The following is a 9845-nucleotide window of genomic DNA, read 5'->3' on the forward strand; positions in this document are numbered from 1 at the left end:
GGAGCATCGCGGGCTGGAACGGGCCAGAACCCACGAAGACCTCCCTGCCCGACGATCTACACGGCAGACTGCCGCGCGTGACCAGCACGAGCACCGGGATACGGAATCACACCAGGCCCGTGACCTGCCACTTCACGATGCACACCACTCACTCGAACTATGGGACTGCAACAGCGGCCCCTCACAGAAGTGGGTCCCCCTCACACGAAGCTGAACACCGTCGAGCACACACCCACGATCACGCTGCCGAGCACTGGCCACCCGGCCGGATGTTCCGTGGTCCAGATCGTGAAGCTGTAACGACCTGACACTCGCTCCCTGTGGCCACCTCATCGGACTGACCTCCGGCGAGGTGGCCACAACACGTTGTCTGGCGGTGAGCGCAGCCCGCCCTGCCCGCTTCGGCGGGCCTCAGTACTGTTCTCGCAGGTCGGAGTGCAGATCACCGGGTACTCGAGGACGGTTCACACCCGGGCCTGGTGGGCGGCGCGGACCCGGCGGGAGAGGACCAAGACGGCTGCGCGGACGTCCTCGATCGCGGTGCGCAGTTGCTCGGCGAGTTCCCGGGCGCGCGCCGCGTCGACCGGGCCAGCCTGCTCCTGGTCCTCGCCTATGCCCGGCTCATTCCCGTGGCTGGCCTGGGGAACCGCATCGTTCCGGGCTACAGGAACGGGCGGGCGAGGCTGTTCTCAGCCGCGCAGGCCCTTCCACACCGGCTGGCGAAGCCGGCCGTCGTCGGTGAGCTCAAGGAACTCGACCTCGGCATGGAGCTCAGGATGCACGAACCCCACTTCCGTGCCCTGCGGCAGCCCCAGCCCACTGCGGCCGGCAGTGAACGGCGACACCGGGACGGCGATGCGGCGCAGTGCGGCCGCCAGGGCGCGCCGCTCGGGTCCGGCCATGCCGCTGCTCACCGCGCCGACGAACAGTAGTCGGCCGCCGGGCTTGTCGGGGATGCCGACCAGGACGGCGCGCACTGAGGTGCCGCCCGGGCCGCCGGGCAGCCAGCCGCCGATCACGACGTCCGCCGTCCGCAGGTGCTTGATCTTGACCCAGTCCCGGGAGCGAGTGCCCGGCCGGTACGGGGAGTCCGTGCGCTTGGCGACGACGCCTTCAAGGGAGTGTTCTCGTGTCCAGCCGAACGCTTCGGTGACTGAGTTCCAGGTGGGTGGTACCCGTAGGTTCGGCCGTTCCAGTTCCAGGTCCTCCAGCCGCTGACGCCGTCGCGCGTACGGCTCCGCCAGCAGTGGCTGCTCGCCGATGTGGAGCAGGTCGAACGCGACGAACAGGGCTGGTACGGCCGTTGCTCCGGCCTGTATGGCTGCCGGACGCGTGCGGTGGATGCGGCCCTGCAGGGCCGCGAACGATGGGGTACCACCTCGCATGACCACGAGCTCGCCGTCTGCCACCAGCGGGCCGCGGACTTCGGTCAGTGCCTCGGCCACCTCCGGGAAGCGGTCGGTGTAGTCGGTGCCCCTGCGGCCGATCAGCCGCACCGGTGCGGCCTTGGGGATGTAGGCGACGCACCTCACCCCGTCCCACTTCACCTCTCCCACCCACTCGGGCCCGAACGGCAGTCGGCCGGCTGTCGCCAGCATCGGCTCGATGTGAGGCAGCCGGACCTGAGTGCTTCGGGGGCCCATATGTCCCAGAGTGCAACTGGCCCGGCCCGAAGCGGGCCCCGGTACGGCCGGTTGGCCGACACGGTCGGGGAAGGCGTCGGCTACCGGCCGGGTGCGGCGTCCTCGATGGCGGCGAGCAGGAGGGCGTGGACGGTGGCGGCTGCTTCCTGGGTGGCCGGGTCGGGGTCCTTCAGCTGGGGTGCGATCAGTTCGGCGGCCGCGGCGAGGACCGGTACGGGCACGGTGGCCTCGCGCAGGTGGAGGAGCTGGGAGGCGGCCCGCTCGCCGGGGGTTGCCTGGGTGCGGGCGTCGGGGATCAGGGAGGTGAGGCCCCTGGGCAGGGGCTGATTGCTGGTCACCTGATCATTCTCCCGCGCCCCGGGCGCTGGTGATCACCACGGCCAGCCGTCCGGTTCCCCGTCTGGCAGGGGCCGTGATGGTGGCGGGCGATGGCCTCCAGCAGTGCCTGGCGGGCGTGGCGCCGGCGGCCGCCCTCGGCGCGCCTGGTGTCGGCGGGCCCACCGGGCAGCGGCCTGTCCCGCGCGGCCTCGGTGGGCTCGTGGCCCGGCTCGCTGATCGCGCCCTGCCGGGCGGCGAGCTCCTGCTGAAGGTTGCCCATCAGCCGGTTGACGGCCGCCGCCGGATCGGTGCCGAACGCCCGCGCCTCGTGGTGCCGCGCAGCGCCGGTTGCGCGTGTGCGGTGGCGCCGGCGATTCAGCCCCGGGGGAAAACCCCAGTTCAGAGCGGGGATAGCATCCCGATCATGAGTTTCTCCCCGGGGGTAAACGCGGTCGCTGAGCCGATGCTGTTCGGCGCGCCGACCTGCACGGTGTGCGGCAAGGAGATGGAGCCGGGCGGCAAGGGCAAGGGCGGTCGTCCGCGGAAGTACTGCTCGAAGGCCTGCTCCTCGCGCAGCGACCGCCAGCGGGAGAAGGAACGCCAGGAGCAGGCGCTCGCGGCGGCCTCGGAATCACCCCGGGGTGAAACCCGGCTGCCCGATGAGGTGGTCAGCAGCCCCGAGGCGGTCGAGCTGCTGGAGCTCGGCGACGAGCTGCGCCGCCAGGACAGGGTGTTCCTGCTCAGGCTCGACCGCGCGGCCCGCAGTGGTGACGCCGCTCTGGCCCGCCAGGCCCTGGACGACGTCCTCCATGCCGCTCACGCCCTGACCGCCCGCCACCGCGAGCTCGCCGAACGGATCCTGGCCGCTTACCCGACCCGGCAGGGCACGCCCGCTGATGCCGCCCCGGCAGCCACCGTTTCACCCCGGGGCGAAACGCGGCCCGTCCCGGCGGCCCCCCGAGGCGCTGCCGGGACGGGGCCGGCTGTCGTGTCTGCCGGCCGGGCAGCGACACCCGGCACCGAATCACTCGCCACGCCGCCCCGGGGAGAAACCCTGATGCCCGCGGATCAGGCGCCGTCCGGCCGTCAGGACCGCCTGGACGGTGCCGAAGCCCCCCGGGGAGAAACCTCGCTCACCGCCACGAACCTCTCCGTCCCGCCCGTGGCGCCCCGGGGAGAAACCTCCCCGACCGCCCAGGCCGGCGAGCGCGCGCTGCGCGAGCTGGTGGACCGCCGCCTGGCCCAGCAGACCGCTGCCACCCCTCTTCCGGCCGCGCCCACCGGGCCGGAGCCCATGGAGGTCACCGTCCCGGCCGACCCGGGGCTGCGCCGGCTGCCGGACACCGACGCCGCCGTCGCCCTCGACCCGGGTGTGTTCGGTGACTGGTGGTCGCTCGCGGGATGGACGGTCAACCCCGACGTGTACCTCGTCCTCGGCGAGGGCCACCAGGTCGGCTGGGTAGAACGCGACCTGCCCGGCCTCGGCGACCGGTGGGTAGCGGTGTACGAGGGCTACTTCATCGGCGACCAGGCCACCCAGGACGCGATGCTCCACGACACCCCCGAGCAGGCCGCCCGCACCGTTCAGCTCGCCTACCTCCACAACCTCTGATGGCCCCGGACCAGGGCGGGAGACCCCTCAGACGCCGCAGACGGCCGGGCCGTTCCCTCCCGCCTTCGCATGTCAGTGGCGACGGGCAGAGTGTTAATCATGTTTAAGGGACGGCGGTATGCCCGGCCGGACGAGGAGCGCCAGCAGTGGACGCTGGAGCCCACCGAGTGGCTGCGCCGCGCGCAGGCCGCCGGCCTCGCGCGTCTCGCCGACGGGACCGCAGCGGCCCAGGCCCCGGTCCGGCCCGCGCCGGCTGCCGTCCCAGTGCCCGAGCAGCCGGCCCGGTGGCGCAGCCGGTGATGCTGGAGCAGAACCCGGACGGCTTGGTGCTGATGCAGCAACCAGCGCCGTGTGTGCAGTGCGGGCGGCCGTCGGTCTACCGCGCCCAGGGTCACCCGATGCACCTGGGCGGCTGGTGCGCGCCCGCCCCGGCCGGGAAGCCGGCCGCCGCCCCGGCCGAGCCCGCCGCCCCGCAGGCCCCGGTCGAGCCTGCCGCCTCGGTCGCTTCGGTCGCTGCGCCCCGCCAGGCCGCCCCCGCGGCCGGTCCGGCGGCTGCGCCGCGCCATCCGGCGCCGCCGCGCCCGGCTGCTGCCACGTCGTCGCGTGCGCGCAAAGCGCCGTCCAAGACGGCGGCCAAGGCCGAGGGGCCGTCCGACTGGGAGGCCGCCGCGGCCGCGCGGTTCCCGGCCGGCCCGCTCGCGGTGGTGGACGTCGCCCCGTCCGGCCGGGGCCTGGTGGCCTACCTGGCCGACGGCACCGAGGCCGCGGCCGCGCCGACCGGACGCACACTCGCGGACATCGTCGAGTGGGCGCTGGAGGTGAAGCTCGGCTCGCCCAGGCTGCACCGCCACGGCAAGGACGGCGACGCCCTGGTCGTCCTCACCGACGCCGCGCTCGCGGAGCTCGGCCTGCCCCCGCTTGGGCGGGACGAGAAGAAGGACTTCGTCCAGCGCCTGGGCCAGCTCCCGAAGACCCACAAGGCCGTGAAGCAGGTGGAGAAGGCCGGCTGGCTGCTCACCCAGCGGGGCCTCGGCCCGTGGGCGCGGATCTACCACACGCCCGAGGACGGCAAGCGCCAGTGCGTCCAGCTGTGCATCCCCGCCTGGGGCGCCCTCGCCTCCGGCGGCTGGTCCATCCCCGACGGCCTCGGCCCGGCCGACCTGGCCCGCCTGCTCGGCACCTACGCCACCCGCGTCCTCACCCCGCGCGGCTCCACCGCCGTCTCCGGCCTGGAGCTGGTGACCGCGCTGCGCCCGCCGACCCGCGCGGTGCGCACCGAGGCCAGCTGGACCTCCGGGCCAGTGGAGGGCTCGCGCCCGAAGGACGCGTTCGACCCGGCGCCGCCGGAGGTCCCGGACATCCACCCGCTCGCCCAGGACCGTGAGCCGGGGGGCGAGCTGGTCACCGAGGCGTGGGACTGGCACCGCCCGCTCACCGAGCAGGAACAGGCCGCGCCGTTCGCGGTCGGCCTGGACGTCAACATGGCCTTCCTCGCCGCCGCCAGCCGCCTGACGCTGCCGCTGTCCGGCCCGGTCCACGAGCTGAACCCGGTCTTCGACAAGGCGGTCCCCGGCTCCTGGCTGGTCGACCTGTCCGACGCCGACACCAACCCGCTGCTCCCGTCGCCGTTCACCGCCGACGGCTCCCGGCCGACGGGACCCGCCTGGTACAGCACGGTGAAGGTGGCGTACGCGGTGGAGCTCGGCGCCACCGTGCAGCCCACCGAGGGCTGGCTCCGCCACGAGCACGGCCCCTACCTCGACCCGTGGCACAAGCGCCTGCGCGCCGCGTACCTGGAGACGATGGCCGCGCTCGGCATCCCGCTCGACCTCGCCGACAACGACCCGCTCGCCTTCCTGGACGCCATGGCCAACCTCAAGAACACCGGCGACCCGGCGGAGCTGGCCGTGCTCACCGCGATCAAGCAGACCGCCAAGGGCACCATCGGCAAGATGCGCGAACGCCCCCGCGGCCACGGCTACAAACCCGGCGAGCGCTGGGCCGCGCTGGAACGCCCGACCTGGGACCCGCTGATGCGCGCCCTGGTCATCGACACCGCCACCGTCAACATGCACCGCAAACTCCGCAAGATGGCCGGCGACACCGGCCTGCACGCCTTCGCCGTCCTATCCGACTGCGCCCTCTTCGCCGCCCCCGGCCCCGGCGCCCTCGACACCCTCACCAAGCCCGACGGCACCCTCACCACCTCGCTGCGCCTGGGCGTCAGCCCCGGGCTGGTGAAGCACGAGGGCAGCAGGCCGATGGCCGAGATCGCCGAGCTGATCGCCGACGGCGCCAACCCGGCCCGGCACATCAAGACCGGCGGCGTCGTCTCCGCCGACGAGTAACCGGTTTCTCTCGCGCGGCCCGCCGGCACCGGCGGGCCGCGTTTGCCGTGTGGATGCCAGCCAAGCAGTCTGAGGGGCCGCCAGCTCCCCGCCACAACACTTGGCAAGTGACATCTGTTAGTTGACAACTATCGCAAAATCACTTGTACAGTGCTAGGTGTTACTTCCAAGTGAAGCGATGGCAAGGAGAGTGCGCTGTGGACTTCGAGGCGTTGCGGACTGAACTGCACCGCGCGGTCGACGAGATCATCGACCGCCACATCGGTCGCGCACCCGGGCACACCGGCAAGGAGCCGGCGGAGGTGGTGAAGGCGATCGGTGACGCAAAGAAGACGTGGTCCTATCGGTGGCCGGGCGGCGGGGAGGAGAAGTTCCACCGCGCACAGTGGTACGCGGTAACCGGCGACCGGGGGAGCCACCGCGTCGTGGTGGCTTGGGCACACCGCGGGGCATGGGGAAAGGAGGACCGGCTTCGGGCGATCGTCTTCCTCCACCAGGGACAGCCGGACTCAACGACCTACTACCCGCTGACCGAGTTCGTCGAGACCGATGACGACCGGTTCGCCGCCACCATCCCCAGGCCCGGCCACCCCCGAGCCCAACTGCGAGCTGACGACCAACGCCCTGAGCGACTGCGAGGTGCCGCGGTGGAACGCGCCGATGCACTCTTCGAGTCGATCGCCAAGAGCTCCTCGGTGCGCCTGGTCCTCGACGAAGGGGACGAAGAAGCGATGGTGCGGCACGGGTACTGGGTCGCCACACTGCGCAACCGCTTCTGAGGACGGCCCTTCCCTGGGAGGACTACTGCCTCCACTGGCCAGACGACCGCCGCTGCAACACCGTCCTTCGCAACTCGCAGCCTCCCTTCCGGGGGGAAGAAAGGATCTGATGCCCCGTGGGGGAGATCGACGAAGGCCTGGAGCGCGCCGAGCGCACCCGCCCCATCCCGGTGCACCTGAACACCCGGGTCAAGTTCTTGTGGGAGAAGGTCGCCAAGAACGACACGAAGCGCCTGGCCCAGGCCGCCGGAGTATCGGTGCGCACCGCCCAGCGCTGGGCCCACGCCCTGACCGCCGTCGCCGCTGGCGAGCTGACCGGCGACATCCCGATGACGAAGGCCAACGCCGCGAAGGTCGACAAGGCGGTCCGGGCGGCCTGGCAACCGCGGGTGAAGCAGCGGGTGCGCCGAGACGCGGGGCAGCGCGGCTTCATGCTGCACATCCAGGCGACCTTCGGCTACTCGGCGGCCGGCGGCTCCACCGATGACCCGCGCCAGCGCACGATCACGCAGAAGATGCCCGGCTCCGTTGCCCAGCGGCTCTACGCGGCCCGTGACGCCGGCGCCTCCCAGGCGCAGCAGGAGCGGATCCTCGCCGAGGCCTTGCGCGAGGAGTACTTCAAGGACGGCGGCCGCCGCGCCCGCGGCCTCGACGTCGAGCTGAACGACGTCGCCTGGATGGACGTCGAGCTGTAGAGCCACCCTCCAGCAGCCTCGTGTCGCCGAAATTGTGACTGAGCGCTTCACTTGGCCAGTGAGCGGTCGAGTTGGCCAGTTGAGCGCTCGGCTTGCTGTCAGTCCGTTTTGTCTCGGGTGGCGGCGACACCAGTGCAGGCCAACATCGTGGAGGCTGTGGCGTTGAGGAAGAGCATGAACGTCCATGTTCCATCTGCCGTGTCGATCCGGCCGATGCGGAGGAGTTCGTCTCCTGTGCCTCTGAGGATCTCGACGGTCTCGGCGAGAGCGAGTGTCGGCTGCCCGCGCTTCTGGGTGAGTCGGAGCCGGGTCCCGTAGGTGTGGAAGAGCTGGTTCGCGGGGACCACGCCGTCCCAGACGACGAAGGTGCCTTCGGTGAGCAAGGCGTCGCGTGCGGGGCCGCATGCCGACGTCTGTTCGGCGAGCATCGCGGTGAGGTCGTCGCGCGTCATGCGCTGGCCCCGCCCGGGGGTGCTGTGTCGGGCGCCGGGCGTGTCCAGAGCGTGAGGTCGCTGCTGGTGGCGACGGCGAGAGTGCGTCCGGACGGTGAGAAGCCGGCGGCCCGGAGTTCGGAGTAGTTGGAGTCGAAGATGTGCCACCAGCTTTCGCCGTGCGGTCCGTTGTGGGGTATGCCTCCGTCTGCGGACAGCAGGACACGGTCGTGCGGCCACTCGGGGCTGACGATCTCCAGGGTCCAGCCGTCCTGGGTTGTGGTGTGCAGGCCGCCTCCGAAAAGTCCCGCGATGCGTACTCGGGTCGCGGAGATGGGACCGAGTCCGGGGCAGGAGAGGTCTGGCACTGCGTCTGGGGTGCTGTCGTCGGGGTCGGGATCACGGTCCCGGGCGATCTTTTCCCCGGTGACGGCGTCGAAGAGCCCGTGGCCGCCGGTGGAGACCACCATGACCAGGTCGCCGCCGTCGTCGGGATCGGGAGCGAAGCCGATGCCGAGCAGCCCGCTGATGGGGATGTACCGGTCCAGGACTGGCCGCCAGGGGGCAGGCGGCGGAATGGCGGGGACGGACAGGAACTGCTCGCGCAGTCGCTGCTGGTAGTCAGAGATCAAGGTGCTTCTTCGCTTTCCGCCAGGCCATCGACCGCCTCAAGGCGATGACGGGAATCGTGCCAGATCCGTTCGAAGGCGTCCTCCGCATTCTTGGCAGCGGGCTCCCGTTACTCCGACAGCCTGGTGGCGACGACCGGTTGTGGTCGCACCGCGTCGATGGCGGCAGCGAGTTGGTCGGCGTGGTCGTCGAGGAGCACCTTCAGTTCGCGGTAGTGGGGATGGTCGTCCGTCTGCCGGAGCCAGGTGCAGGCGAACCTGCGGTGGTACTTCCAGAGGCGGCAGGCTTCCTCATCGGCTGCGATGTCGGACGGGCACGGGGAGAAGAAGTACTCGCCCTGGGTGATGCGGGCCCAGATGTAGGCGGAGACGGCAAGCCGCTTGCGGTCGTCGGTGATGGCGCGGTTTCCGGGCCATTGCTGCAACTGGGCGACCATGTGGTTCCAGATCGCGGGGCTCAGTGTCCAGTCGGCGAGGAAGTGGCGGCGGTGCTGGTAGTCGATGAGGGGCGAGGCTTCGAGGTCTGTGGCGATGGCGTCCAGGGCGAGTTCGAAGGCGTGGAGGTTGTCCTGGGCGCGGGCCCACCTGCCGAGTTTGGAGCCGAATCCGATGCCGTGCTCGCTGGTCTTGATGCCCAGGAACTGGGCTGCTTCGTGCAGGGTGCCGCCGCGGGCGCGGCGGACGAGATGGGTGGAAGCGTTGCGGCGCAGGATGAGGCTGCTGATGCCCGTGAATGCGCTGAAGTGCTGGTCGGCCCATTCCTGGGGCAGGAATGCCGGGATGTGCTCCGGCCGGTAGTTGACCTGGCTCATGGGGACGCGCCGGCCGCCCACTGGCTCGACGCCTGGGACCGGGTCAACAGGGTCAACCCGCCCGGCTCGCCGCTGTGGGCCCCGGCATCGTGGACCAGTCACATGGCGCCCCTCGCGGACATGGACATCCGCATCGAGGATCCCGGGCGTGGCGACGACCGTCGGATCGTGCTGAGCATCCCGATCCAGGCCCGAACCGCTGCCGAGTTCCAGTTCGCCACGCTCAAACTCGCGCGTCAGCTCCTGGACCTGGAGCCTCCTGTACTCGGCTGAAGTAGGAGCAGCTGAGCCGTGACCCCGGCGCGGCTGGCCTCCCACGGCCGGGTCCCGCGGAACGCTCCCCCCGTCGTTCCCCGGGACCCGGCCGCTGCGCTGTGCTGCCCGGCTCCCCGACGTCGAGAAGGACCTCGTCACCGCGATCGTCCGCTACGAATGCGAAGCGGATGCGGCTGGCGCCCTCTCCAACGAGGGAGCGAATCTATAAGAAGGTGTTGTCTTTCGGCACGTGACCGGTGGGTTTCCGCTGGTCAGGCATGAACTCCGTGGTGTCGAGGAAGAGTCGGGCCGTCGCGTTCGTC

General features: G+C 71.3%; 12 protein-coding genes. 6 read left to right on the top strand and 6 right to left on the bottom strand.

From position 1 onward, the window contains the following. Nucleotides 1–689 precede the first annotated feature (689 nt). From AB0O11_RS38420 to AB0O11_RS38430, 3 genes are all read right to left on the bottom strand, one after another. Nucleotides 690–1598 (bottom strand): ATP-dependent DNA ligase, encoded by a 909-nt coding sequence (locus AB0O11_RS38420; RefSeq protein WP_363397007.1) that lies wholly within the window; start codon nt 1596–1598, stop codon nt 690–692. Between the two features lie 125 nt (nt 1599–1723). Beyond that, entirely contained in the window at nt 1724–1981 is a 258-nt protein-coding gene (locus AB0O11_RS38425) for a hypothetical protein (protein WP_363397010.1), read from the bottom strand. Continuing rightward, the gene (locus tag AB0O11_RS38430; protein ID WP_363397013.1) at nt 1978–2241 is read right to left on the bottom strand and encodes a hypothetical protein; all 264 of its coding nucleotides are present in this window, start codon (nt 2239–2241) and stop codon (nt 1978–1980) included. The genes AB0O11_RS38425 and AB0O11_RS38430 overlap by 4 nt, the downstream gene beginning before the upstream one ends. A gap of 144 nt (nt 2242–2385) precedes the next feature. Here AB0O11_RS38430 and AB0O11_RS38435 point away from each other — a divergent pair, with 144 nt between their 5' ends. The 5 genes from AB0O11_RS38435 to AB0O11_RS38455 all read left to right on the top strand — a co-directional run bounded on the left by AB0O11_RS38435 (nt 2386) and on the right by AB0O11_RS38455 (nt 7395). After that, a complete protein-coding gene (locus AB0O11_RS38435) occupies nt 2386–3573 on the top strand; it encodes a hypothetical protein (RefSeq protein WP_363397016.1) in 1188 nt (395 codons plus the stop codon). Between the two features lie 99 nt (nt 3574–3672). Next, nucleotides 3673–3873, top strand: a complete 201-nt coding sequence (locus tag AB0O11_RS38440) for a hypothetical protein (RefSeq protein ID WP_363397019.1) — start codon at nt 3673–3675, stop codon at nt 3871–3873. Beyond that, the gene (locus AB0O11_RS38445) at nt 3858–5921 is read left to right on the top strand and encodes a transcriptional regulator (RefSeq protein ID WP_363397022.1); all 2064 of its coding nucleotides are present in this window, start codon (nt 3858–3860) and stop codon (nt 5919–5921) included. Before AB0O11_RS38440 ends, AB0O11_RS38445 begins: the two co-directional genes overlap by 16 nt. A 197-nt stretch (nt 5922–6118) precedes the next feature. Then, on the top strand, nt 6119–6700 hold the full coding sequence (locus AB0O11_RS38450) for a hypothetical protein (protein WP_363397025.1): 582 nt from the start codon (nt 6119–6121) through the stop codon (nt 6698–6700). A gap of 116 nt (nt 6701–6816) precedes the next feature. Beyond that, nucleotides 6817–7395 carry an XRE family transcriptional regulator gene (locus AB0O11_RS38455; protein ID WP_363397028.1) on the top strand — a complete coding sequence of 193 codons (579 nt, stop codon included), beginning with the start codon at nt 6817–6819 and terminating at the stop codon, nt 7393–7395. A gap of 98 nt (nt 7396–7493) precedes the next feature. On the opposite strand, the gene AB0O11_RS38460 is transcribed toward AB0O11_RS38455, so the two are convergent. From AB0O11_RS38460 to AB0O11_RS38470, 3 genes are all read right to left on the bottom strand, one after another. Next, the gene (locus tag AB0O11_RS38460; RefSeq protein ID WP_363397031.1) at nt 7494–7847 is read right to left on the bottom strand and encodes a hypothetical protein; all 354 of its coding nucleotides are present in this window, start codon (nt 7845–7847) and stop codon (nt 7494–7496) included. After that, nucleotides 7844–8458, bottom strand: a complete 615-nt coding sequence (locus AB0O11_RS38465) for a hypothetical protein (RefSeq protein WP_363397034.1) — start codon at nt 8456–8458, stop codon at nt 7844–7846. Before AB0O11_RS38465 ends, AB0O11_RS38460 begins: the two co-directional genes overlap by 4 nt. A 107-nt stretch (nt 8459–8565) precedes the next feature. Then, a complete protein-coding gene (locus tag AB0O11_RS38470; protein ID WP_363397037.1) occupies nt 8566–9267 on the bottom strand; it encodes a hypothetical protein in 702 nt (233 codons plus the stop codon). Between the two features lie 102 nt (nt 9268–9369). On the opposite strand from AB0O11_RS38470, the gene AB0O11_RS38475 reads away from it, so the two are divergent. After that, complete coding sequence (locus AB0O11_RS38475) at nt 9370–9540, top strand: hypothetical protein (protein WP_363397040.1); 171 nt, start codon at nt 9370–9372, stop codon at nt 9538–9540. Nucleotides 9541–9845 lie beyond the last annotated feature (305 nt).

The sequence above is a fragment of the Kitasatospora sp. NPDC093102 genome (genome assembly GCF_040683915.1).
In the GTDB taxonomy this organism is placed as follows: domain Bacteria; phylum Actinomycetota; class Actinomycetes; order Streptomycetales; family Streptomycetaceae; genus Kitasatospora.